The organism is Arthrobacter sp. FW306-1B-G06A, from assembly GCF_058781765.1.
The window spans coordinates 89,955-114,885 of sequence record NZ_JBYSXB010000008.1; the positions used below are offsets into that span (position 1 = coordinate 89,955).

The 24,931-nt window shown below is 64.3% G+C and carries 23 protein-coding genes; 18 read left to right on the forward strand and 5 right to left on the reverse strand.

Annotated elements, in window-relative coordinates; all coding sequences use genetic code 11:
- Positions 1–120 precede the first annotated feature (120 nt).
- The 9 genes from AC3WJM_RS06280 (at position 121) to AC3WJM_RS06320 (ending at position 9,052) form a co-directional block, all read left to right on the forward strand.
- Positions 121–957: an alpha/beta fold hydrolase gene (locus AC3WJM_RS06280; protein ID WP_492271428.1), complete on the forward strand. Its 837-nt coding sequence runs from the start codon at positions 121–123 to the stop codon at positions 955–957.
- Positions 958–1,097: 140 nt separating this feature from the next.
- Complete coding sequence (locus AC3WJM_RS06285) at positions 1,098–1,571, forward strand: sensor histidine kinase (protein ID WP_492271408.1); 474 nt, start codon at positions 1,098–1,100, stop codon at positions 1,569–1,571.
- Positions 1,572–1,663: 92 nt separating this feature from the next.
- Positions 1,664–2,554, forward strand: a complete 891-nt coding sequence (locus AC3WJM_RS06290; RefSeq protein ID WP_492271409.1) for a MurR/RpiR family transcriptional regulator — start codon at positions 1,664–1,666, stop codon at positions 2,552–2,554.
- 159 nt (positions 2,555–2,713) lie between these two features.
- Positions 2,714–3,865, forward strand: a complete 1,152-nt coding sequence (locus AC3WJM_RS06295; protein WP_492271410.1) for an ABC transporter ATP-binding protein — start codon at positions 2,714–2,716, stop codon at positions 3,863–3,865.
- A gap of 67 nt (positions 3,866–3,932) precedes the next feature.
- On the forward strand, positions 3,933–5,288 hold the full coding sequence (locus AC3WJM_RS06300; protein WP_492271411.1) for an ABC transporter substrate-binding protein: 1,356 nt from the start codon (positions 3,933–3,935) through the stop codon (positions 5,286–5,288).
- Between the two features lie 30 nt (positions 5,289–5,318).
- Positions 5,319–6,128, forward strand: coding sequence for a tyrosine-protein phosphatase (locus AC3WJM_RS06305; protein WP_492271412.1), 810 nt, complete (start codon positions 5,319–5,321; stop codon positions 6,126–6,128).
- A 29-nt stretch (positions 6,129–6,157) separates the two neighbouring features.
- The gene (locus tag AC3WJM_RS06310) at positions 6,158–7,120 is read left to right on the forward strand and encodes a phosphodiesterase (protein ID WP_306961946.1); all 963 of its coding nucleotides are present in this window, start codon (positions 6,158–6,160) and stop codon (positions 7,118–7,120) included.
- A 22-nt stretch (positions 7,121–7,142) separates the two neighbouring features.
- A complete protein-coding gene (locus AC3WJM_RS06315) occupies positions 7,143–8,099 on the forward strand; it encodes a carbohydrate ABC transporter permease (RefSeq protein WP_307053926.1) in 957 nt (318 codons plus the stop codon).
- 11 nt (positions 8,100–8,110) lie between these two features.
- Positions 8,111–9,052, forward strand: a complete 942-nt coding sequence (locus tag AC3WJM_RS06320; RefSeq protein WP_441433259.1) for a carbohydrate ABC transporter permease — start codon at positions 8,111–8,113, stop codon at positions 9,050–9,052.
- A 219-nt stretch (positions 9,053–9,271) separates the two neighbouring features.
- Here AC3WJM_RS06320 and AC3WJM_RS06325 read toward each other — a convergent pair whose 3' ends face one another.
- Positions 9,272–10,630 (reverse strand): formimidoylglutamate deiminase, encoded by a 1,359-nt coding sequence (locus AC3WJM_RS06325; RefSeq protein ID WP_492271413.1) that lies wholly within the window; start codon positions 10,628–10,630, stop codon positions 9,272–9,274.
- Positions 10,627–11,826 (reverse strand): allantoate amidohydrolase, encoded by a 1,200-nt coding sequence (locus tag AC3WJM_RS06330; RefSeq protein WP_441437800.1) that lies wholly within the window; start codon positions 11,824–11,826, stop codon positions 10,627–10,629. Before AC3WJM_RS06330 ends, AC3WJM_RS06325 begins: the two co-directional genes overlap by 4 nt.
- A gap of 202 nt (positions 11,827–12,028) precedes the next feature.
- Between AC3WJM_RS06330 and AC3WJM_RS06335 the strand changes: the two genes are divergently transcribed.
- The 8 genes from AC3WJM_RS06335 to AC3WJM_RS06370 all read left to right on the forward strand — a co-directional run bounded on the left by AC3WJM_RS06335 (position 12,029) and on the right by AC3WJM_RS06370 (position 20,610).
- The gene (locus AC3WJM_RS06335; RefSeq protein ID WP_284989880.1) at positions 12,029–12,760 is read left to right on the forward strand and encodes an IclR family transcriptional regulator; all 732 of its coding nucleotides are present in this window, start codon (positions 12,029–12,031) and stop codon (positions 12,758–12,760) included.
- Positions 12,757–13,863 (forward strand): ABC transporter ATP-binding protein, encoded by a 1,107-nt coding sequence (locus tag AC3WJM_RS06340; protein ID WP_284989879.1) that lies wholly within the window; start codon positions 12,757–12,759, stop codon positions 13,861–13,863. The genes AC3WJM_RS06335 and AC3WJM_RS06340 overlap by 4 nt, the downstream gene beginning before the upstream one ends.
- Entirely contained in the window at positions 13,860–14,510 is a 651-nt protein-coding gene (locus AC3WJM_RS06345) for an ABC transporter permease (RefSeq protein ID WP_059389395.1), read from the forward strand. Before AC3WJM_RS06340 ends, AC3WJM_RS06345 begins: the two co-directional genes overlap by 4 nt.
- Positions 14,507–15,235 carry an ABC transporter permease gene (locus tag AC3WJM_RS06350; RefSeq protein ID WP_284989877.1) on the forward strand — a complete coding sequence of 243 codons (729 nt, stop codon included), beginning with the start codon at positions 14,507–14,509 and terminating at the stop codon, positions 15,233–15,235. The genes AC3WJM_RS06345 and AC3WJM_RS06350 overlap by 4 nt, the downstream gene beginning before the upstream one ends.
- A 114-nt stretch (positions 15,236–15,349) precedes the next feature.
- Entirely contained in the window at positions 15,350–16,264 is a 915-nt protein-coding gene (locus AC3WJM_RS06355) for an ABC transporter substrate-binding protein (RefSeq protein WP_059389394.1), read from the forward strand.
- Between the two features lie 45 nt (positions 16,265–16,309).
- Positions 16,310–18,052, forward strand: a complete 1,743-nt coding sequence (hutU, locus tag AC3WJM_RS06360) for a urocanate hydratase (protein WP_492271414.1) — start codon at positions 16,310–16,312, stop codon at positions 18,050–18,052.
- A gap of 127 nt (positions 18,053–18,179) precedes the next feature.
- Positions 18,180–19,643, forward strand: a complete 1,464-nt coding sequence (locus tag AC3WJM_RS06365; RefSeq protein ID WP_492271415.1) for an aromatic amino acid ammonia-lyase — start codon at positions 18,180–18,182, stop codon at positions 19,641–19,643.
- Between the two features lie 334 nt (positions 19,644–19,977).
- Positions 19,978–20,610, forward strand: coding sequence for a hypothetical protein (locus AC3WJM_RS06370; protein WP_492271416.1), 633 nt, complete (start codon positions 19,978–19,980; stop codon positions 20,608–20,610).
- Between the two features lie 296 nt (positions 20,611–20,906).
- Here AC3WJM_RS06370 and AC3WJM_RS06375 read toward each other — a convergent pair whose 3' ends face one another.
- The 3 genes from AC3WJM_RS06375 to AC3WJM_RS06385 form a co-directional block, all read right to left on the reverse strand.
- Positions 20,907–21,857: a serine hydrolase gene (locus tag AC3WJM_RS06375; RefSeq protein WP_492271417.1), complete on the reverse strand. Its 951-nt coding sequence runs from the start codon at positions 21,855–21,857 to the stop codon at positions 20,907–20,909.
- Between the two features lie 173 nt (positions 21,858–22,030).
- Entirely contained in the window at positions 22,031–22,336 is a 306-nt protein-coding gene (locus tag AC3WJM_RS06380; RefSeq protein WP_059389390.1) for a putative quinol monooxygenase, read from the reverse strand.
- 28 nt (positions 22,337–22,364) lie between these two features.
- A complete protein-coding gene (locus AC3WJM_RS06385) occupies positions 22,365–23,102 on the reverse strand; it encodes a glutamine amidotransferase (protein WP_284992071.1) in 738 nt (245 codons plus the stop codon).
- A gap of 383 nt (positions 23,103–23,485) precedes the next feature.
- Here AC3WJM_RS06385 and AC3WJM_RS06390 point away from each other — a divergent pair, with 383 nt between their 5' ends.
- On the forward strand, positions 23,486–24,886 hold the full coding sequence (locus tag AC3WJM_RS06390) for an ammonium transporter (protein ID WP_492271418.1): 1,401 nt from the start codon (positions 23,486–23,488) through the stop codon (positions 24,884–24,886).
- Positions 24,887–24,931: the final 45 nt, after the last annotated feature.

A 24,931-nucleotide genomic window follows, 5' to 3' on the forward strand; every position in this document is an offset into this window, starting at 1 on the left:
CGTCCGCCGCAACCCCCACATACGTGAGCGAGCGTCATGATGGCGCGGAGCGTGCCGGCGTCGTACCCGGACAGTAGGCTGGAGACGCTCGGCAAGATCCGCTACGAAAGGACCGTAGTCATGGCTTACATCACCGTCGGAAATGAAAACAGCACCGAGATCGAGATCTACTACGAGGACCACGGGACCGGCCAGGCAGTGGTCCTTATCCACGGCTACCCTTTGGACGGTTCGTCCTGGGAGAAGCAGGCCGCCGCACTGCTCGACGCCGGCTACCGCGTCATCACCTACGACCGCCGCGGCTTCGGCAAGTCCAGCAAGCCGACCGTCGGCTACGACTACGACACCTTCGCCGCGGACCTCAACACCCTCCTGAACACCATCGATGTGAACGATGCCGTCCTGGTGGGCTTCTCGATGGGTACCGGCGAAGTGGCACGCTACATCAGCACCTACGGCTCGGCCCGGGTGGCGAAAGCAGTGTTCCTCGCATCCTTGGAGCCGTTCCTCCTGCAGACGGCGGACAACCCCGGAGGCGTCCCGCAGTCAGTGTTCGACGGTCTCACGGAAGCCGTCATTTCCGATCGCTATGCTTTCTTCACCGAATTCTTCAACAACTTCTACAACGCCTCCACTTTCCTCGGAACGCACCGCCTGAGCCACGAGGCAGTCGCCGCCAGTTGGAACCTGGCAGCCCAGTCAGGCGCCTACGCTTCGGTGGCGGCGCAGCCCACGTGGCTCACGGATTTCAGGGCCGACATCCCCAAGATCGACGTTCCCGCCCTGATCGTGCACGGCACCGCGGACAACATCCTCCCCATCGACGTCACCGGCCGGAGGTTCGCCGAAGCGCTCCCCAGTGCCGAATATGTCGAAATCGACGGCGCCCCGCACGGCCTGCTGTGGACGCATGGCGCCGAGATCAACCAGGCTTTGCTCGGCTTCCTCGCAAAGTAGGGATTCCTGACAAAAAATTAGGGCGAAACTAACTGAATATCGCGGGAACCTTAACGCCTCTGGTCCAGTCTTAATGCAAGCACAGGCGGAACCCATTCGCCGGCGAAAGCACTAAAGCTGCAAGGGGAGCAGGACCGGCCATGAAGACAACAACAGCCCTGGACGAGGTCACCGCCATCAATGGCGTAATCACCGATCAGCAACCCGTTGACTTCCACGCTTTGGGGCTCGCCGGTTGCATCGACCGCTTGGCCTCACCGCTCCGCCGCCAAGGGACCGAAATCCATTGGGAGACGCCGCACCACGGTGTCGAAATCTCGTCCGACTCCGCTTCCTTGCTCTACCACGCCGCCAAGGAAGTGCTTAGCAACGCCTTCAAGTATGCGCATGCCCACGACGTCACCGTCCGCTTGGCCGCCGTGTACCACGGGATCCGGCTGACTGTCACGGACAACGGCGCGGGCTTCGACAGCCAGGCGACTCCCGCGGGCGCACACCACGGATTCGGGCTCCGCCTCATGTCCATCGCCGTCAGCGAAGTGGGCGGCGACGTCTCGGTCGTCTCCAGCCCAGGCAAGGGTACCTGCGTCACCGTCACTTTGCCGCTCGACTGATAGGCGTCGATGCCCGACGGCGGCAGGCACCCGCCGTCGTCGGTTTCGGCGCTGCTGGTTCGCTATTCAAGTGAATCTGGTATGAAAGGCGAATGACCCCGTACAAATCGGAACCGCCTCTGGGCGGCTCCCGCGCACACATCAAGTCGATTTTCCCCTCGCTGGCTCCCAGTGAACAGCGGGTGGCGCAATTGTGCCTCGAGTCCCCCGAAACCGTGGCCAGGATGTCGGTAGCCGATCTGGTCACCCGGACGGGCACATCGCCTGCGACGATCGTCCGGGCGTGCAAAAGCATGGGCTTCGACGGATTCCAGCACTTGCGCCAAGTCCTGCTGCGCGATCTGGGCGCCGCGGCACGGGACAGTATCCAGCAGGAAGAATCGGGGGCAACCGGCGAACCCGGTTCCTCGGAGTACCTGGTCTCCGGGATCTTTTCCCGCGCCTCCCACGATATCCGCGGAGCTTTAGGGTCTTTGGACTTCGAGGCGTTCGATGCGGCGGTCCGCGCGATTCGCCAGGGCGGACGCCTGCTGGTGGTGGCGAATGGTGGTTCACTCGCTCCGGCCCAATCGCTTGCCCTGCGTTTTCTGGCCGCGGGCGTTGGATGCGAGGCGCCATCCGACATTGTTTCGCAGCACATCACCGCCAAGCTCCTCTCCGCGGGCGACGTCTGCATCGCCGTGAGCGACAGCGGAATGAACTCCTTCACTGTTGGTTCTGCCCGGATAGCGGCTGAACGCAAGGCCACGGTGATCGGGGTAACCAGCTACGCGAAGTCTGAGCTTGCCGATCTCTCGACCCACACGCTCGTGGCCGGGGCGGAATTCCATTCCTGGAACGACCAGCTGCCTATTGGAAATATCGTCCAGATGCTGGTGCTGTCCGCCCTGCACGCCGCAGTGACCGCGGATTCCCCCGAGGTTGAGCGCGCCCGCTCCGCGGTGTTCGAGGAAGTCCTCCACATGGTGGAAAACCCCGAATAGTTTTTGGCGCGAAACGCGGGCAGTTTCAACTGTTTCCTGTCCGCGCACGGGGAGTTCATCAACTCCGCACCGACCGTTAATGATCGAGCCCCACCCTTCAAGGGTAAGACGTTTCCTAAATAATTCGATTTAGGAAACATCGTTTCCCCGGAGGTGCTCGTGGGCCGACTTGTGCTCAACCAGTTGTCGCGTTCATTCAAGAACGTGTCGGCGGTAAAGAACGTATCGCTCACCGTCGAAGATGGTGATTTCCTGGTCCTGCTCGGCTCCAGCGGCTGCGGCAAGACCACCCTGCTCCGTATGATCGCGGGCCTGTTGGAACCGACGTCGGGCTCGCTCGAACTGGACGGAACGGACATCACCGCCGCTCCATCCAAGAAACGCGATTTGGCGATGGTGTTCCAGAGCTACGCGCTGTATCCGCACCTCAGCGTGGCGAAGAACCTCGCCTTCCCGCTCCACGTGCGGCGCACCGACAAGCAGGAAGTCAAGAAGCGCGTCGAAGCCGTGGCCGACATGGTGGAGATCGGCCACCTCCTGGACCGCAAACCCAAGGAACTCTCCGGTGGCCAGCGCCAACGAGTCGCAGTAGCCCGCGCCTTGGTGCGCGAACCCAAGGCCTTCCTCATGGACGAACCGCTGTCCAACCTGGATGCCAAGCTCCGGACCGCAACCCGGCAGGAGCTGGCCGGACTGCACAAGCGCCTCGGTGCCACGTTCATCTACGTCACGCACGACCAAGTGGAAGCCATGACCATGGCAACCAAGATCGCGCTGCTCAACGGGGGCCAACTCGAGCAACTCGGCACGCCGGAAGAGCTCTACGACAAGCCGGCATCCGTATTCGCCGCAGGCTTCCTTGGTTCCCCTGCCACCAACCTGATCGATGCCGAACTTTCCACCAGCAACGGCTCCATCACCGTCATGGCGCCTTCAGTCGAAGCAGTGCTGTGGGACGGGGAAACACCCCGGCGGGACGTGGTGCTGGGCGTCCGCCCGGAACACCTGAGCATCCACGCACCCGGTTCTTCCGCAGCCGCGCCGAGCTCCGGGGCAGCCCTGCGGGGCATCGTCGACCTGGCCGAAAACCTCGGCAGCGAACAAGTGATCTATTGCCGCGTCGGCGGGAACCGCGTGGCCGTCCGCGCCCCGCGAGGCCAACACTGGGAGCCGGGCAACGCCGTCGTACTCAGTGCCGATGCCAAGAACCTCCATCTCTTTGACCGCGCAAGCGGCCGCCGCCTCGAATGGCAAGCAGACGCGAAGCATGCCTCCACAGCCAGCTCCGCGCAGCCGGCGGCATCTGCCTAGCCTCCCCTCTTCCGGACCCAAGCCTGAACCAGCAGCACCCACCCAACCCAGCAATCAAGGAAATATTGTGCGCCCTCTCCGTTCAATTGCACTGACCATCGCCGCCGGCACGGCAGCCCTGGCACTCGCGGGCTGCTCCGGCACCTCGCAGGCCAGCACCGTGAGCAACCAAGCCATCCCCGAGCTCACAGCAGACCAGCAAGTCAACATCACCTTCGAAAGCTACAACCTGGCCCAGGCTGGCGTGTGGACCGATACCGTCAAAGGCCTCGTAGCCGACTTCGAGAAGGCCCACCCCAACATCCACGTCACCGCGCAGGCACCACAGGGCGGCGGCGCCGTCGGGTCCAACACGGTCAGCAGCGTCCAGACGCAGCTCCTTGCCGGACATGCGCCCGACATCGCGCAGTTGACGTTCGATTCCCTCGACTTCGCCGCCACCCAGCTCGGTGCCCAGCCCATCAGCGACCTCGTCGGCCAGAAAGCCGTCGACGACGCCCTCGGCGGGGCCCACCCGTTCCACCCCAACGCAAAGCACCTGGCCGACTGGAACGGCAAGACCTACGGCATTCCCTACGTTTTCTCCACGCCCGTCCTGTTCTACAACGCCACCAAGCTCGCCGACGCCGGAATCACCAACCCTGACCTCTCCACCTGGGACAAGGTGGAGGCAGCCGCAAAGGCCGTTTCCGCGAAGACCGGAAAGCCGTCCCTGGACATTTCTTGCGCAAGCATCGGGGGCAACTGGTGCATGCAGGGCGTCTTCAAGTCGAACGGTGCCCAGGTCCTCTCCGATGACCGCAAGACGATCGGATTCGGCTCGGACGCGGCCGTGGACACCGTCACGAAGCTCGCACAACTGACGAAGGACGGCGTGCTGCGCAACGCAGACAGCAACGCGCAATACGAAGGCCTCCCGAAGGGCGACACCGCCTTCATCCTCACGACTTCGGCGCTCCAGGGCTCGTTCATGTCCGCAGCAACCAAGGGCGGCTGGGAGCTCAAGGCAGCCGGCATGCCCTCCTTCGGCAGCAAGCCTGCCGTGCCCACCAACTCGGGATCGGCCCTGTTCGTCCTCTCGCAGGATCCAGCGAAGCAGCGCGCCGGCTGGGAATTGATCAAGTTCATGACCAGCGACCACGCCTACGAGCAGATCTCCACCAAGATCGGCTACCTGCCGCTGCGCACCTCGCTCACCGCTCCGGGCGGCTCGCTCTACGACTGGGCCCAGAAGAACCCGCTCCTGGCTCCGAACCTCGCCCAGCTTGACCGCCTGCAGCCGTGGGTTTCCTACCCGGGAAACAGCTACGTGCAGATCGACGACATCCTCGGCAAGGCCGTCGAGAACGTCGTCTACTACGGCAAGGACGCAAAAACCACCATGGCCGACGCCCAGAAGCGCGCGCAGGACCTGATCCCCTAACCCTTTTCCCCATCAGGAAGGACACAAGCTGTGACAACCACCGCCGAGGACGCAGTCTTCGGAACCCGCAATCGCCCCTACCCCGTAGAGGGCACCTACAACTTCCGGAGCACGGCGGGTTATCCGGCCGCCGCTCCCGCCGCGGCCAGCGAGCCCGCCGCCGCGCGGACCGTCCGTGACGGGAAGCTGTACCGCTCGGACGCGCTCCACGGACTGACCGACGCCGGACGCCGGCAATTCTCCGAGCTCGGCATCCGCCTGGTGATCGACTTGCGAGACCGGACCGAGCTGGCGAAGTCGCCCAGCAACCTCGACGGACTCGCCGTCGACACGAGGCACAACCCGATTTTCGAAGAGGGCAACGTCCCCGGTACCGCGGAGATCACCACCCTTTCGCACATCTACATGCTCATGGTCCAGAGCCACGCCCAGCGCCTTGCCGCCGCTATCCGCCTCATTGCCGACTCCGGAACGGATCCGATCCTGGTTCACTGCACGGCGGGCAAGGACCGCACCGGCGTCGTGATTGCCCTGGCCCTCCTGGCCGCGGGCGTGGACCGCGAGCAGGTGATCCTCGACTACACAGCCAGCGAGGAAAACCTTCGCGGCGAATGGAGCGAGGCCATGATAGCCGCCGCCTCCAGCCACCCGGGCCTTGCGGGCATCGGCGGGGAACTCCGGGAAATCATCTCCGCGAGCCCCGCCACCGTCCTGGAAACCACGCTGGACCTCGTGGACGAAATGTATGGCAGCGCCACCGGCCTGCTCCAGGCACACGGTTTCAGCGACGCCGACCTCGAACGGCTCAGGGATGTCCTGACCATCAGCTCCACCCGCTAGGAAGCACTCACTTACAAGGAGACAAGACCATGAACACCGAACTCCAGCACCCCGCCCCCGAGCACTTCATCCTGCACATCAGTGACACCCACTTCGTGGCCGACAACGACCTCCTGCACGGCAGCGTGGACAGCGACGAGAACCTCCGCCAACTGTTCCGCGACTTCGTGAAGGCCCAGGTCAAGCCCGAAGCACTGGTATTCACCGGCGACCTCGCCGACACTGGCCGCCCCGACGCCTATGTCCGCCTCCGCAACATCGTGGAGCCCGTGGCCGAGGAACTCGGTGCCAAGATCATCTGGGTCATGGGCAACCACGACGCCCGTACCGCCTTCCGTTCGGGCCTCCTCGACTCCGACGCCGGCGAGGAATCCGTTGACATGGTGCACGACGTCAACGGCCTGCGCATCATCGCCCTGGACTCCACCGTTCCGGGCAAGCACCACGGCGAAATCTCCGACGAGCAGCTCGCTTGGCTGTCCGATGTCCTCGCCACCCCGGCCCCGCACGGCACCCTCATCGCCCTGCACCACCCGCCGGTTCCCAGCCCGCTGGAGATGATGGCCATGTTCGAACTCCGCGAGCAGAGCCGCTTCGAGAAGGTCATCGAAGGCACCGACGTCCGTGGCATCCTGGCCGGCCACCTGCACTACTCCACCTTCAGCACCTTCGGCGGCGCTCCCGTCACGGTTGCTTCGGCCACGTGCTACACGCAGGACCTCAACGTCGCGCCGAAGTCGATGCGCGGCCAGAACGGTGCGCAGGCGTTCAATCTGATCCACCTTTACCAGGACAAGATGCTCAGCTCCGTTGTGCCGATCGGCGAGTTCTCTACGGTGTACTCCGTCACGGCTGAGCAGATGGCCGCGTTCGAGAAGATGACCCTCGAAGAGGCCACCGCAGCGATGACCGCTCCCGGTGAGGAGTCCGACGTCGAGTTCTCCATCGCTGCCGAAACGGCCGACGGCGAACTCGCCGCCAGCGCCCGCTAGGCACCGGAAGGAAGCCGCAAGAATGTTTATCGAAACCGCCGGGCCGGCAACGGGCATTACCCCTGCCGGCCCGGCGGGGCTCCCGGCCAATCGGCGTCCCAAGCGCCGCGCGCTAAGCCCCTATCTCTATATCCTTCCCGCCGTGGTCCTGCTTCTCGTCTGGACCTACTGGCCGCTGGGACAGACCGTCAACTTGTCCTTCAACGACTGGAACCTGATTCCTACCAAGCCCAAGCAATACGTTGACGTGCAAAAATACGCGAAGGTCCTGAGCCTGCCCGAACTGCACCAAGCCCTGATCAACACCGGCTTGTATATCCTGGCGTTCCTGGGCATTTCCGTTGCCTTGCCGCTCGTGTTCGCGCTGCTTTCGCGCAAGGTCCAGGGCAAGGCGCGCACCGCGTACCAGGCCCTGATCTTCGTTCCCTTCCTCATCACGCCCGTGGCGAGCAGTGCCATTTGGCGGTGGCTGTTCGCTCCTGAGGGCGGAACGATTCCCGCGATCGCCGCCGCCCTGGGCGCACCGATGGGCAACGTTTTCCGCGATCCCGACAGTTCGATGACGGCGGTGATCGTGATTGTCGGCTGGCAGATGCTCGGCTTCGGCGTGCTGGTGGTATCGGCCGGGCTGGCGGGCATCAGCCCGGACTATGCCGCCGCTGCATCCATCGACGGCGCCAGCGGCAGGCAGATCACGTGGCGGATCATCATCCCGCTGCTCTCTCCGAGCCTGGTGTTCCTCTCGCTCATGACCATCCTGCTGTCCGCGCAGTGGACATATCCCATCATCGACCTTGTGACGCAGGGCGGACCGGGCAACTCATCTACCAACATCTACTACCTGCTGTACCAGTTCGGCTTCAGGAACTTCGACGCCGGCCTGTCCTCCGCGGCGGGCACGCTCTTCTTCCTTGGATTCGGGCTGATTGCCCTCGTCTTCGTGGAACTCTCGGAGCGACTCAGCTTCTACGACAACTAGAAAGAGCCACCATGGCCTTCATCACCATCGCCCCGCCGGCCCAGCCTGGTTCCGTGGACGCCCCGCTTTCAGGGCCGACGAAAGTTTCAGGGCCGACGACGGCGCCTGCCGCCGGGCGCGGACGCCTGCGGTTTGCGTCGTTCCGGCTTGGGTCTTTGCGGCTAGTGCCCAGCCACGCTTTGCTGATCGCCTTGGCGGTCGTCTCCATTTTCCCCATCTACTGGATGTTCGTCACGGCCTTCCGGCCGTCGTCGGACGCTTTGTCCACCAACCCGTTGCCGGGACCCCTGAGCATGGAGAACTTCCAGTACGTCCTGAAGACCATCCCCATCGCGGGCATGCTAGCGAATACCTTCGGCATGGCACTGACCTTGGCGGTGTCCCAACTGCTCGTGGCCATCCTTGCTTCCTACGGCTTTGCGCGCTGGGACTTCCTCGGAAAGAAGGCCTTGTACCTGCTGTTTGTCGGTTCCTGGTTGGTGCCTTTCCAGGTCACCATGATTCCCAACTACCTGCTGGTTTCGCAGATGGGCCTTCTCAACACCATCACCGGCGTCGTCATCCCGCAGCTGTGCTCGGCCTTCGCGGTGATGATGCTGCGGCAACACCTCGAAGCCTTCCCCAAAGACCTCCTGGATGCGAGCCAGATGGATGGTCGGTCATCCTGGAGGACGCTGTGGGAAGTGGTTGTCCCGAACCTCCGGCCAGCGCTGGCAGCCCTGGGCATCATGCTGTTCATCAGCGCCTGGAACGAATACTTGTGGCCTTCGCTGATCATGCAGAAGTCCGATGCCCTGATCCAGGTAGGCATCCGAGGGTTCCTCGGCGCCGAAGGCAACAACTGGGGCGCCATCATGGCAGCGTCCTCGCTCGCCTGTCTGCCGATCTTCCTGATCTACATCTTCTTGCAGCGATACGTGGTGGATGCATTTGTCCGCTCGGGGTTGAAGTAGCCCCCGACCCGCCCCTAGACGCCCGAACGCCCGCTCACCTATAGCGCCGTTTCGGCCGACGCCGGCTCACATATAGGGCCAATTCCGGGATCCCTTGCTCACTAGATGTGAGCGAGGGATCCGGAAAACAACCATATAAGTGAGCGAGCGTCTGGGGTGAGCGAGCTGAACCAAGGAGTCCCGGTCATATCGCCAAAGGAAAGCCCTTAAGGAAGGCCCCTAGGAGAACTCCTTCAACGCCTCGGTGAGCAGCCCGCCCGGAGACCCCAGCCGGACATGGACGCCATTCGAAGCCACCAGTTCACCGGCAATGACGACGGCGGTGACGTCGCTCGCCGTCGCGCTGAACGCGAACTGCTGGGGCATGGAACCCGCGGTTCGCACCGAGTCCGGAGCCACAGCCATGAGATCGCACACCGCAGCTACCTCTAGTGCCGACGCAATGGGCGTGGCCATGGATGCGGTTGCGCCGATGGTGGCCGCGTGGAACAGTTCTTGCGGTGAAAACCTGCCCCGCTGGCCGGAGCCGAGGCGTTCCCCGTGTTCCAAGGTCCGCATTTCAACCCAGGGATCGATCACGGCGTGTTGGTCGGTACCTAGCGCGATGGTCGAGCCGGCGTCGCACAGGGCGCGTGCCGGGCCGATCCCGTCAGCTAGATCGGCCTCGGTGGTGGGACACATCACCACCGTGGATCCCGCATCTCCGAGGAGCCGGATGTCTTCCGGCGTCAGGTGAGTGGCGTGGACGGCGGAGAGCCGCGCGGACAACAGGCCATGCCGGGCAAGGAGTCCAGCCGGGGTGACGCCATAGGCCTGGAGGCAGGCCTCATTCTCAGCCGGTTGTTCGCTCAAGTGGATGTGGAGTGGAAGGTCGGCAGGCAACTGGCGGGCGACCGTCTTGAGAGCCTCCTCCGGTACGCCGCGAACTGAATGCAGGGCGGCCCCCACGCTGACCATCTCCGGCGGAAAGGTCTCCGCGATTTCGGCCCGCAGCGAGGCGAGCCGGTCCAGCCAAGCCTGGGCGTCGGCGTCGCCGAACCGCGCCTGTTCCGGGCTGAGCGGTGTTTCGATGCCTCCCGCGAGGTAAAGGGTGTCCAGCAAAGTGAGGCGGATCCCGGCGGCCACGGCTGCCCTTGCCAACGCAAGTTCCATCGCGTGCGGCTCCGGGTACGGTGTCCCTTCGGGCTGGTGGTGGACGTAGTGGAACTCCGCCACGCTGCTGAACCCCGACACCACCATTTCGGTGAACACTGCCGTGGCGAGCTTTTCGTATTTCTCCGGCGTCAGTTCCGCGGCGCTCCGGTACATCTGCTCCCGCCACACCCAGAAGTCGCCACGCCCATCATGGGTGCGTCCGCGCAGGATCCGGTGGAACGCATGCGAGTGGGCGTTGGCCGCAGCCGGGAAGACGGCGCCATTCAATATCTGGTCAGCGGCTTCGGGCTGGACCCCGGTAGAGATGCTGGAGATGCGGCCGTTGTCCACCTCCAACCGGACGCCCGCGGCCACAGCCGAACCGCCCGCGACTGAACCGCCGTCGACGTTTACCAGCGCCGCCTCGCACCAAATCCCGCTCACAGGAGTCCCTCCAAAACGTCGGCGAGCGCAACGGCGCCGGCCGAGGCGTCCTCGTCAGCCACGTATTCTTCCGGGGAATGCGAGATCCCGCTGGGATTGCGGACGAAGAGCATCGCCGAGGGAACATGTCCAGCCAGCACACCGGCGTCGTGCCCTGCGCCGGTTGCGAGAACCGGCGCCCCGGGCAGGAGCTCGGCGAGGCGTCGGCTCAGGCCGGGATCGAAATGCACGGTGTCGCTGTAGGACTCCTCCGTGAGGGTGACCGTGCATCCTTCGCTCGCCGCGATTTCCCGGGCTGCACCGTAGATCGATTCGATCAGTTGCGCCGTGACGGCGTCGTCGGGGTGGCGGGCGTCGAGCCACAGATCTACGCGGGAGGCAATCACGTTGGTGCCACCGGGAACCGGGGTCAATCGCCCCACGGTGGCCCTCGCATCAGCCTGTTTCGCGGCCGCATCACGGACGGCAACGACGATCTGCGCGGCCGCTACCATCGGGTCGGCACGGTCGGCCATGAGAGTGGTCCCGGCGTGGTTGCCTTGGCCGCTGACGCTCAGCTTCCAGCGGCCGTGGCCCAGGATGGAGCTGCCGACAGCGATGGCTGGCCCGCTTTGGCCCAGTCCCTTCCCCTGTTCCACATGCAGTTCGACGAAGTCGCCGATTCGCGCCATGGCTTTCGGGTCGGGACCCACATGCCGGGGATCCAAGCCATTGCTCCGGGCGACGTCGGCGAAAGTGTCGCCGTCGACGTCGCGCAGGTTCAGCGCCTTGTCGACGTCGATGGCGCCGGCCAGGAGCCGCGAGCCCAAGCAGGCCACGCCAAAGCGGGATCCTTCTTCTTCCGGGAAGACCGTGATGGCCAGCGAACGCTTCGGCTTGACGCCTCGAGAGGCAAGAACGTCGACGGCGGCGAGTGCGGACGCGACTCCGAGCGGCCCGTCAAAGGCACCCCCGCCCGGGACGGAGTCGAGGTGGCTGCCGGTGACGAGGGCACCGTCCTGGGGCTTTCCCCACCAGGCCCAGATAATGCCGTTACGGTCGGTCTCGACGTCGAGGCCGCGCTGTTGGGCTTGTTCGATGAACCAGTGCCTGAGGTCGAGCTCGGGCGTCGAGTAGACAGCCCTTGAGTATCCTCCGCGAACCGCATCTCGGCCCACGTCCTTGATTGAGTCAAGGAGCTGATTGACGGTTTCCACGTTGTTCCTCCGATGAATGAAGACTGCCACCAAGTAAAAACCACTTGTCACCCCATGACAAGACCTTGAGCGCAGAACCGTGACAATTAACAGGCTTGAAACACCGTCGAAACGGCTTGTTCCCACCAAGCGTCTCAAATCCCGGAATCTCAGGTAATTTCACGAAATCTATTGCCATTCGATGAAAGTTGATTTTTACTAAGTGGCAAGACATGGTGATTCAGACCACTTGAAAGCAGGTCAGTCAGTGGCAGCAGACTCTTCCACCCGGACGGTCGAAAGGGCGTTGGCCCTCCTGAGCGCGGTCTGTACCGATGGCGCCATCAGCTTGAGCGACGCCGCACGCGTTGTTGACTTGTCGGCCAGCACCGCACTCCGGCTCCTCCGCACACTGGAGGGCAGCGGATTCGTGAAGCGGGACCCGAGCGGAAACTTCCGGCCCGGCGCCAGTGTCATCCAGTTGGGAGCACTCGCGCTCGGACAGGAATCCCTCGTGTCTCTGTGCACACCGCATATGAAGAGGCTGGTGGCCGACACGGGCGAGTCCTGCTATTTGAGCATTCCTGGTCCTGGGGAAACCGGAATCTACATCGCCATTGTCGAAGGTACGCACTCTGTCCGGCACACCAGTTGGGTCGGCAGGAGCATTCCGCTGGAAGGATCCGCCGCCGGGAAGGTCCTCACTGGCGGGCAGAACGGTCGCGGCTTCGCCATCGTGCGAAGCGGCGTAGAAGACGACATTACGGCCGTCGCCGCACCCATCGTGATCGGCGGCCGCACCGTGGCAGCCCTCAGCATCGTCGCACCGAGCTACCGCTTGGGCGAGGCGAAGGCCCAGACATTTGGCGAGGAACTGGCGAGGGTGGCGAACAACATCCTCGTGGAACCCTCCGGAGACCATGAAGTGCCCCAGGAAAGCATGGAAAAGAAATGATCAAGTTTGAAAATGTCACCAAGGCGTACCCGGACGGGACGGTCGCCGTCGACGGCCTGAACCTCGAGGCGCCCACCGGCAAGTTGACCATCTTGGTTGGCCCGTCCGGCTGTGGCAAGACCACGTCCCTCAGGATGATCAACCGCCTCATCGAACCCACCAGCGGCACCATCTACCTCGATGACCAGCCGACGTCGGGCATGGACGCTGCGTTGCTGCGCCGCCGGATCGGCTACGTCATCCAGCACGCCGGCCTCTTTCCGCACCGCACTATCGTCGACAACGTGGCAACGATGCCCGTGCTGCTCGGCGAGAGCAGGCAAAAGGCCCGTATGAAAGCCCTCGAGCTCATGGAGCGCGTCGGACTCCCCGCGAGCTTCGCCAAGCGCTACCCGTGGCAACTGTCCGGTGGACAGCAGCAGCGCGTGGGCGTGGCCCGGGCTTTGGCTTCGGATCCGGCCTTCATGCTCATGGACGAACCCTTCAGTGCCGTTGACCCCGTGGTCCGCGCACAGCTCCAGGAGGAGTTCCTCCGACTGCAGCGCGAGATCGGCAAGACCATCATCATGGTCACCCACGACATCGATGAGGCCCTCAAGCTCGGCGACCAGGTTGCCGTGATGCGTGTCGGCGGAAAACTCGCCCAGATGGCCACGCCGTCAGAGCTGCTGACGTCCCCGGCTGACGAATTCGTGGCCGACTTCGTGGGACGCGACCGTGGCTACCGTTCCCTCGGCTTCACCAACGCGGCCGGCACGGTTGCCGTTTCCGAAGAAGCCGTGGTCACCCTCGGTGCATCTGCCGCCGAGGCCCAGAGCAAGGCCACGGGGGCCTGGGTGCTGGTGGTCGACCCGCTGCGGAAGCCGCTCGGCTGGGCACAAGCGGACCTCATCAAGGGCGAGCTCACGAGGGAGCACCTCAACCTCAGCGGCACCTCCGCATCATCGTCCGGGACCATGCGCCAATTGCTCGACGCGGCGCTTTCCTCCCCCAGCCGGCGTGGCGTCGTCGTCAATGAACACGGCGAGCTCATCGGCACAGTGACGGCCACCGACGTCGTCAAGGCGATCGAGGCCGAGCCGCACTTGGAGACGGCGCGATGAACTTTGAATGGCTCGGCCGCCAGTCCGACAACATCGTCTTCCTCCTCGGCTGGCACGTGCTGCTCGCCGTCACTCCCCTCATCCTGGGACTGCTCATCGCGCTGCCGCTCGGCTGGTGGGCGCACCGCAGCCGCCGGATCTACCCCCTTCTGGTGGGCGTGGCAGGCCTGCTGTACACGGTCCCTTCCCTCGCCCTGTTCGTCCTGTTGCCGCTGGTCCTTGGCACCAAGATCCTGGACCCCCTCAACATCGTGGCGGCCCTGACCATCTACACCGTCGCATTGCTCGTACGCGTGGTGGCCGATGCCTTGGATTCCGTGCCGGAAGACACGGTCCAAGCCGCCAAGGCGATGGGCTACCGCGGATACCAGAGCCTGGTGAAAGTGGAGCTACCCGTGGGCGTCCCGGTCATCAGTGCCGGACTCCGCGTCGCGGCAGTCTCCAATGTGAGCCTTGTTTCCGTGGCAGCATTGCTCGGCATCCCGCAGCTCGGCTCGCTCTTCACCCAAGGCTTCCAGTTGCGGTTCTTCACCCCGATCATCGCCGGCATCATCCTCTGCGTGGTCCTGGCCATGATCCTTGACGGACTGATCATCCTCCTCAACCGGTGGCTGACACCGTGGACCCCCAAGGTGGTGGCATCATGATCAACTACTTGTTCAATCCCGCACACTGGAGCGGCGCCGACGGCATCCCCACCCTGATCGGCGAACACCTGCTCTACTCCCTCATTGCCCTCGTCGTCGCGGCCATCATCGCCGTTCCGCTCGGTATCTACATCGGAGTCACAGGCAAGGGCGTCTTCATGATCGCGGGCCTGGCCAACGCCCTCCGCGCCCTCCCCAGCGTGGGCCTGCTGATTCTGTTGGTCCTGCTGATCTCGCCCGCGTTCCCGTCCAAAATGGGCTACATCCTGCCGAGCCTCATCGTCCTGGTGCTCCTCGCGGTCCCACCCATCCTGACCAACACGTACGCCGGTGTCCGCGCGGTGGACGCTGCCGCCGTCGACGCCGCCAAGGGCATGGGCTTCCGCACCATGAAGATCCTCACGGACATCCAGCTCCCTTGCTCGCTCCCGCTCATGCTTTCCGGGGTCCGCAGCGCATTGCTGCAGATCATCTCGACGGCGACCATCGCCGCGTACATTTCGCTAGGCGGCCTCGGACGGCTGCTGATCGACGGCAAGGCCCAGAACGATTACAGCCAGATGGTGGCCGGAGCCGTGCTGGTTGCGCTGCTGGCCCTGTTCTTCGACCAATTGCTCGCCTTCATCACCCGCAGGGTCGTCTCACCCGGACTGACCCGGCGCACCGTCAAGGCGGCCGCCCCGGCCGCGGCGGCTGACACCGTGAAAACCCCCGTCACGGTCTAAGCAGCTCCCCCGCTTCATCGCCGTCGGCGCCCTGCCCTACGGCGGCAACACCGTTCAAACCACCCCCACTTGGCCACCGCATGCCCTGCAACGGCCCTCCCAGAGAGAATTGACATGAAAAAGTACCTGACTGGTTTCGCCCTGGCGGCTGCCACCGCCATCGCCCTGAGCGCTTGTGGTGGGGATCCCATGAGCTCCACCAACAACAACTCCCAGGCCGCAGGATCGACGGACAGCATCATCGTCGGCTCCGCGGATTTCCCGGAAAGCCAGCTCATTGCCAAGATCTACGCCGAGGCCCTCAAGTCGAAGGGCGTCCAGGTCACGGAGAAGCCCAGCATCGGCAGCCGCGAAGTCACTATCCCGGCACTGAAGGACGGTTCCATCGACCTCATGCCGGAGTATGGCGGCGCGCTGCTGCAGTACCTCGATGCCTCCACCAAAGCGGTAACCTCGGATGAGGTCACCAAAGAGCTGAGCACCAAGATTCCGTCCGGTCTCACGCAGCTGACGGCATCCAAGGCACAGGACAAGGACGTCTTGGCGGTCAAGAAAGAAACCGCCGACAAGTACAACCTCAAGTCCATCAGCGACCTTCAGCCTGCTGCCAAGGACCTCGTCCTGGGCGGCCCGCCGGAGTGGAAGACCCGTATTAACGGCGTTGCCGGCCTGAAGTCCGTCTACAACCTCGACTTCAAGGAGTTCTCAGCGCTCGACGCCGGCGGTCCGCTCACGCTGAACGCCCTCCTTTCCGGTCAGGTACAGGTTGCCGACCTCTTCAGCACCGATCCCGCCATCGCCGCCAACAACCTGGTTGCCCTGGAAGACAACAAGAATCTGTTCTTGTCCGAGAACATCGTTCCCGTCATCAACCAGAAGAAGGCCAGCGACACCGTCAAGGGCGTGCTGGACAAGGTATCTGCCGCGTTGACCACCGATGACCTGATCCAAATGAACGGCAGGACCGCCAAGTTCGAGGACATGGGACAGATCGCCCAGGACTGGCTCAAGTCCAAGAACTTGGCCTAGTTCGAGCACGAAGCAACTAGTCCCGCTCACCAAGGAGTACGAAGAATGGCACCCGCTGATTTCACTACCGGAGCCCGTCCGGTCAAGGCCGCGCGCGGCACGGAGCTGACCGCGAAGAGCTGGCAGACCGAAGCGCCGTTGCGCATGTTGATGAACAACCTGGACCCGGAGGTCGCCGAGCGTCCGGATGACCTGGTCGTCTATGGCGGCACGGGCCGGGCTGCCCGGTCCTGGGCCGCGTTCGACGCGATCACCCGGACCCTGGAGACCATGGAGAAGGACGAGACGCTGCTGGTGCAGTCCGGCAAGCCCGTGGGCGTGTTCCGCACGAACGAGTGGGCGCCGCGGGTGCTGCTGGCGAACTCGAACCTGGTGGGGGACTGGGCGACGTGGCCGGAGTTCCGCCGCCTGGAGGCAGAGGGCCTGATGATGTACGGGCAGATGACCGCCGGGTCCTGGATCTACATCGGCACCCAGGGCATCCTGCAGGGCACCTACGAAACCTTCGCCGCCGTCGGGAACAAACTCAGGGCCGCAAGGCATGACACTGCCCGCCACCCGGCGCCGGCCCCGGAGGGTTCCACCGAGGGCCCGCTGGCGGGGACGCTGACGCTGACCGGCGGGTGCGGTGGCATGGGCGGGGCCCAGCCTTTGGCGGTGACCCTGAACGACGGGGCCTGCCTGATCGTGGACGTCGACGAGTCCCGGCTGCGCCGCCGCGTGGGCAAGCGCTACCTGGACGAGGTCGAAACCGACCTGGACACCGCGATCGCCAAAGTCCAGAAAGCCAAGGCCGAGCGCCGCGGCTGGTCCGTCGGCTACGTGGGCAACGCCGCCGAAGTCTTCCCCGAACTCCTGGCCCGCCACCGGGCCGGGGAGATCAGCATCGACGTCGTGACGGACCAGACCTCCGCGCACGACCCGCTCTCCTACCTGCCCGAAGGCATCACCGTGGACGAGTGGCACACCGAGGCCGAAGCGGACCCGGAAGGGTTCACCAAGAAAGCCCAGGCCTCCATGGCCCGGCACGTCCAGGCCATGGTCGAGTTCCAGGACGCCGGGGCCGAGGTCTTCGACTACGGCAACTCGATCCGCGACGAGGCCCGCAAGGGCGGCTACGGCCGGGCGTTCGAGTTCCCCGGCTTCGTCCCGGCCTACATCCGGCCCCTGTTCTGCGAAGGACTGGGCCCGTTCCGCTGGGTCGCGCTCTCCGGGGACCCCGAAGACATCGCCGTCACCGATGCCGCGATCAAGGAACTGTTCCCGGAGAACACCCACCTGCACAAATGGCTCGACGCCGCCGCCGAACGCGTCGAGTTCGAAGGCCTCCCGGCGAGGATCTGCTGGCTGGGCTACGGGGAACGCGCCAAGGCCGGGCTGCTGTTCAACCAGCTCGTCGCCGAGGGCAAGGTCAAGGCCCCGATCGTGATCGGCCGGGACCACCTGGACTCCGGCTCCGTGGCCTCCCCGTACCGGGAGACCGAGTCCATGAAGGACGGCTCCGACGCGATCGCCGACTGGCCCCTGCTCAACGCCCTGACCGCCGCGTCCTCCGGCGCGACCTGGGTCTCCATCCACCACGGCGGCGGCGTGGGCATCGGCCGCTCCATCCACACCGGCCAGGTCTCCGTCGCCGACGGCACCGAGCTCGCCGCCCAGAAACTCGAACGCCTCCTCACCAACGACCCCGGCATGGGCGTCATCCGCCACGCCGACGCCGGCTACGACCGAGCCATCGAAGTCGCCCACGAACGCGGCGTCCGCATCCCCATGGAAGAAAGCAAGTAGGAAACCAACTAACCAGACCCCACACCCCCAACTAACTCGCATTAGATGTCGTTATGGGACCCCAAAACGACAACAACTGCAAGCTAGTTGAGAAGGTCAACTGCACATCTGAGGAAGGATCACTTCCATGATCGAAATCGACGGCAAACGGCTGCACCTGAGCGACATCGCGGCCGTGGCAGGGGGCGGAACAAAGGTGACGTTGGCGCCGTCGGCGGTTGACCGGATGGCCGCATCCCAACGGTCCGCTCGTGCGACGGCACTGTCCCGACCCGTCTATGGGCGGTCAACAGGCGTCGGGGCCAACCGCTCCGTGGCACTGGACGCCGCGAACAAGGACGCCAACGTCCACGGCTTGAACCTCTTGCGCAGCCATGCCGTCGACGCCGGACGCGTCCTTGACCAGGAAACCGTCAGGGCCATGCTTGTCATCAGGCTCTCGCAGCTTGCCGCGGGCTCGTCCGGCATCAGCCCATCTGTGGCCGACGCAGTGGTGGACATGCTCAACGCCGACGCTTTGCCGGAGGTGCGGGAATTCGGCGGAATCGGCACAGCGGACCTGGCTGCGCTGGCGGGAACGGCCCTCACCCTCCTCGGTGAGCGCCCCACCATGGAGGGCAAGGACGTCCCCGCGCCGCTGGAAACCTGGGCCACCGAGGACGCACTTCCCTTCATCAGCTCCAGCGCGCTCACTATCGCCCAGGCCACACTCGCCCACCAAAGACTCGCCACGCTCGTGGAAAACCTGACCACGGTGAGCGCCTTGTCCTTCGCTGCAATGTCCGGGAATCCCGAGGCATTGAGCCCTGAAGTCGCGCGGGCAGCTGATTCGCCCGCAGTCACCGAGGTGGCTGGGGTTCTGCTCGGCCTCGTGGAAGGCAGCGGTGCGCCGGCGAGGATCCAGGACCCGTACTGCTTGCGCACCCTGCCTCAGGCCCTCGGCTCGGTGGTCGAGGAGTTGGACGCGCTCGGTACCCTTTTGGAACGCTTGGTTGTGGCCGGTCATGAAAACCCCCTCGTGTTCGGTTCCGCAGAGGAGGGCAGCAATGGAGTAGCCCACCACGGCCTCTTCCAGATGACCAACCTCGGCCGCCGCATTGATGCCCTGGAACTGGCCATCGGTGCGGCGTGCGCCACGAACCTTCGGAGGATCAGCTTGCTCTGCGACCCGGCGTACACGGGGCTGCACCGATTCCTTGCGGGCGACGACTCCGGCCAGTCCGGCGTCATGATGCTGGAATACGTGGCAGCCGCAGCGGTGGGCCGAATTCGGGCCAATGCCCAGCCCGTGAGCCTGCAAACGGTGGTGCTCTCGTTGGGCGCCGAAGAGGATGCCAGCTTCGCGAGCGTGGCCAGCTCCCGCATGGATTCCACCGTGCGGGCGCTTTCTACGGTGGTTGGCATCGAACTCCTTTGCGCATCGCGGGCGCTCAGGCTGCAGGGCAGGACACGAGGAGAATTTACGAGTCCTCGGTTCCGAAAAGCCCTCGACGCCGGTCTATCGTTGCCCGCCGACGTGCAGGACCGGGATCTCCGCCCCGACGTCGATGCCGCGTCCCACCTGGCGATCCTTCCGGAGCTCGGTCACTAAGCGTGCTTAGCTATTTACTGTCGCCCCGGACGGGCGTACCTTAATATCCAAACACCGCACTGGGGAGGTGGCGTGTTTGGCTGGGTCTCTGGGGTGCCGTCGCGTTTCTTTGGTTCGCCCCGTTCTTCTCGCCGTTTTTGGCGCATTGGCGTGGTTGCTATGGCTGGCCGGTCCTTCGCAGGCAGCTAGCGTCCTGCCGACGATTCCGGCTGTCCCTGCCGTTCCCTCAGCTCCAACCATTCCCCTTTCATCCTCCCTGCTCCCGTCCCCGTTGCCCGATCCGATCGGGCCAGTGGCCCACGGCCTGTTGTCCGCCATTCCTAGTCCGACGCAAGTGTCTGCCCTTCCCGGAACCGTGGTCAGCCAACTGCCCGGCTCCACGGCGACTCCCCTTGTGACCGCGCTCACCGATCCCGCGAGCTCCTTGGTTGATACGGTGGTCGGCACAATTCCGGCGTTGCCCGGGCTGCCTTCAGTACCCCAACTGCCTCCAGGGCCGGCCTTGCCGCCGCCATTGCCGCCATTGCCGGGTGTCCTGGATCCTCCGGGACGAGGCCTTCCAATCGGCGCCGTCCCGGGCGTTCCGTTGAGGGCTCGGGCCGAAAGCGAACACGCGTTGGCATATCCCACGCTTTTGCCAATCCCCGGACGCGGAGCGGCGACGAGCATGCGGATCCCCGGATTCATTCTGGCCGACCTTGTTGTCCTGCCCCCGGCAGTGCTGGCGACGACGGAAATGCCTCAGCTTCCGGGCGGCCCTCCGCCCGGCAAACAGGTCCCTCCGGTGGCACCGCCCCAAGAGTCTGGCTCGACGTCGGAATCGCAAGGCGGCTCGGCCGCCAACGGCGCGGCGGACCTCCCTGAACAACGTGCACTGGCGCCACCGCTCCACGGCAGCCCCGTCCCCGACGGTGGGCAAGTCCCCGCAGCCGAACCTGCGTTCGATCCGGGGTCAACTCCCGACTGAACAGGTCAACCCTGTCCCCGTGGCAGGCACGACCATCCGCGCTAAACAGCGCGGGACCAAGTCTCAGTCAGGAGAAAGACAATGCAAGTCCAAACCAGTAGCAACCACGCAATCCGGGCCACGAAGACATCAACCGGCCGGATCATAGGAAATTGGCCCGACCCCATGCAGAAGGGAGGTATATAGATAGCATCGCGACAGGCGCTCAGCGCCCATAAGGGAACAAGGACGCCGGCCGCGCAGTCAATCTGACTGCACGGCCGGCGTCATGATGCTGAAGGTAGGAACGCCTCCCTTTAGAATAGGGCGTTCACCACAGCCTGGGTGAGCTGGTGGAAGATGTCGGTGCGGGCCGGGATATCGCTCTCGTCCTGGCCTTTGGTGTAGACCACGAAGGCGTAGGAGTTGGTCCCGTTGGTGAGGATGCTGGCGTCGTGGAGTTCGTCGTCGAGCAGTCCGTACTTGTGGAAAACAGTGATTCCGGCTGGCACCGCGGCGGGGATGAGCGATTCGTAGTTTGTGTTCTGCATGTAGGACAAAAGCTGTGCGGTGTCTTGCTGGTTCAACAGCTTCCCGCCGTAGAGCCCGGCCATGATGCTTGCCATTTCGCTTGGAGTCAGCGTGTTGTTCATGGGGTCATAGCTGACGCCGATCGATGCGGCATAGGACTGGAGTTCCGAAAAGCCAACCGCGTCCATGATCAAGGACCAGGAGTCGTTGTCGCTGTCCTGGATCATCTCTTTGATCTGGAATCCAGCCGTGTAGTCGCCCAAGGGATCGTCAAGGGACACTGCGCCCGTTTCGACGAGGTGATAGTACGCGGCGGCAGCCAGGACCTTTGCGGTGCTTGCTGCCTCGAACGGCGCCTGGACCCCGTACTGATGGGTTGAGCCATCGGACAGGTCGATCAGGGTGACGCCGATCTGGTACTGGCTGTTCGCGTCGATGATGGCGTTGATCTCCGAGTCCAACGCGGGAGTCGCGCCGGTAGCCGCCGCGGCCGGCGCTGCGGCTGCGGGAGCGGCGACGGCTGGGGCGGCGCTCGGAGTCTCGGCCGCGGTCGACGGCGGTGCGGCGGCCGCCGTCGTCGGGGCCGCTACCGTCGGGGATACGGTTGGAACAGCTGCCGACGGCGTGGCGCTGGCTACCGCCGATACGGTTCGGGAGACGGATGAGCGGGCGTGCGCAGCCGAGTAGACCGTGGCCGTCAGGGTCAAGGCCAGAATGGCGGCGAAGGCTGTCAGCAAGGCCGATCGACGGCGGCGGGGACTCCAGCTGTTCCACCGACTTCTCTTTCGTCCGGACCCTTGGCCGGGACGACGGGGCTCTCGCTCTTCCATAATGAACCAACCGTAGCTACCGCAGCTATGTGAGAGCTATGAAAATCCTGTCCGTCAGCCACGTGTCGCCTGGGTGAATATCAGGCGTCACGGATCGGCGAGCCCAATACCGTGAACCGGGTGCCGCCCATCTCACCGGACAGCAGTGGCATTGCCTCACTTATCGCGGCCCGGACGCTGTCCAGCTTCAGCGAACCTTGGTGTGCTTCCGCCGATTCCCAGAGTTCGCAGACAAAGACCGTGTCCGGCGATTCTTCGTTGACGCCCACCTCGTAGAGGAGGCAGCCCGCGCCCCGGAGCTCCGGTTTCGGTCTGAGCAGGATGGATACAACGGCGTCGCGTTGGCCGGGTTTCGTGCCGAGGCTTCCTACGTTTGCAAAAGTCATGGGCCCATTGTGCTTCATTCCTCCGACGTTATTGGGGAATCGCGTACCGGCGGACAAAGTTGCCGAGGATCTTCATTGGTTCGGTCGCCGTGATCTTCCGGGCGTCGGCCATCAGCTGCTCAGCAGCCTCAGGCGGGAAGTATCCGGCGTGGCGATAGGTGTCGATCCGTGTGACGAGGCCTTCGGCGTCGAGCTCCGGATGGAATTGAGTGGCATAGAGGTTCTTCTTGATCCGGAACATCTGCACCGGGCAGGCGGCCGAACCAGCCAGCAACACCGCGTGCCCCGGCAGGACCGTGCAGGCTTCCTTATGGCCGGTAAAGGCGACAAAGCGCTCGGATATGCCTTGGAGGAGCGGGTCCTGGATGCCCTCCGCTGTGAGTTTGATGGTTACCCCGCCGAGTCCTTCACCATAGGTACGGTCAATCACGGCCCCCTGGTGAAGTCCCAAGGTTCCCACTCCGTAGCAGGCCCCCAGGAAGGGAAAGTCGGCGGCAACAATCGTGTCCAGCAATTGCGCGAGTTCCTTCTCCACCCGTTTCTGGACCGGGCTCTTGTGCTCCGGCGGGTCGCTCGAAGTGAAGGGGCTGCCTCCCACGATCACGCCGGAATAGTCGGAGAGCCTGAGCGGCGGCAGGGGCGCCGCCTCCATTCGGATGCGCTGTAGCTGCTCGGGAGCGAGCCCTCCAAAACGAAGATACGCCTGGTACTCTTCCTCGGCGGCGGCGTCTTCGGCGCGAGATGCGAGCAGGAGAAACGGCTTCACAGGCTAAGTGTGCTCCCGGTACCCGTGACGCGCCAGCGTTCGGCTGAAACATCCTTTTCGGGGCGGTGAGCTGCCGTTCACGTGCGAGAAATGTCCGGATTTCCGGCCGGGTGAAAGGATTTCACCTCCATTGACTCGGGAATCCGCGGAATCACGGGGATCCTGGGCATCCTCTCCAGGTGGCCTCGCGTCTGCGCCGGGGGGCCGTTAACATTCCCGAAACATGCCCGTCATGCGTTCTTCACGCCGAGGCAAGTTATGTAACGTCCCCGCAATTTTTCCTCGCATTGCTTGAAACACGGAACCGGAAATATTGAGCGGGGGAAGAACGGGGCCACGCTACGGCGGCCCTCCTAGGCATTCCGATAAGAAGGGAAACGCACGTGGATATCACTGCGGAAAACGTTTGGGTGATGGTGTCGGCGGCACTTGCACTGCTCATGACCCCGGCGCTCGGCCTCTTCTACAGCGGCATGACCCGGGCCAAGGCCTCCCTCAACATGATCATGATGAGCTTCATCTCCGCGGGAATCGTAGGCGCCGTGTGGATCCTGTGGGGCTACTCGATGATCAGCGGCAAGAGTGTCCTGGGGATCTTCGGTAACCCGTTCAGCAGCTTCGGCTCGGCGGACCTGGTCGGTTCCACCGATCTCATCAAGCTCGGCTTCAGCGCTACGTTCGCTATCGTCACCGTGGCCTTGATCAGCGGCGCTATCGCCGACCGCGCCAAATTCACTTCCTGGGTCATCTTCGTCCCCATCTGGATCACCCTCGTGTACTGTCCCTTGGCTTTCATGGTCTGGGGCGGCGGCCTGCTCAGCCCCGGCGGAGCCATCAGCTCGGTCTTCGGCCAGGTGATTGACTTCGCAGGTGGCACAGTGGTGGAAATCAGCTCCGGCGCCGCCGCGTTTGTCCTGGCGTTGATCCTGGGCAAGCGGCACGGCTTTGGAAAAGACCCGAACCACCGCCCGCACAACCTCCCCTTCATCATGCTTGGCGCCGGCCTCTTGTGGTTCGGTTGGTTCGGTTTCAATGCCGGCGCGGCCACGACGTCGGCGCAGGCCGGCTTGATCTGGGTCAACACCCTTGTAGCCCCGGCTGGTGCCATGCTCAGCTGGTTGGTCACCGAGAAGATCCGGCACGGCCACCCCACATCCTTGGGCGCCGCATCCGGCGTCGTTGCCGGCCTCGTGGCTATCACTCCGGCCTGCGCCAACGTGGCTCCTGCCGCAGCCCTTGGCCTGGGTCTGGTGGCCGGCGCAGCGTGCGCCGTGTTTGTCGACCTGAAACACAAGTTCGGCTTCGATGACTCCCTCGACGTCGTGGGCGTCCACCTTGGTGGCGGGCTCGTGGGCACGCTCGCGCTCGGATTCATCGCGCTGCCGGTAAACGGCAAGGGCGGAGGACTGTTTTACGGAGGCGGACTCCAGCAGCTCGTGGCGCAGATCGTCGCCATTCTGGTCACCCTTGCAGTATCTGGAATCATGACGGCGATCATCGCCCTGGTCATCCACAAGACCGTTGGATTCCGGGTCAGCCACGAAGCCGAGGTGGCTGGCGTGGACTTGTCCGAGCACGCCGAGACCGCCTACGAGTTCGGCAGCATGTCCCGGAGCCACTTCAACGCCATCCCTCACGTTGCTGCCCTCCCCCACGTCGACATCCCGGTTGCCGCCCGAGCCACCGCCGCCCCGGTTTCAGCCCGTGCCGCCGCCGTCGCCTCGTCGCCCGCCGCCGCTCCCGCCGTCGAGCTCCAGCGCGAAAAGCAAGCAGACCCGGCTTAGCGGAGGCGGGCATTTCCGCGGCCGCAAGGGACGCGTACGCTCAAT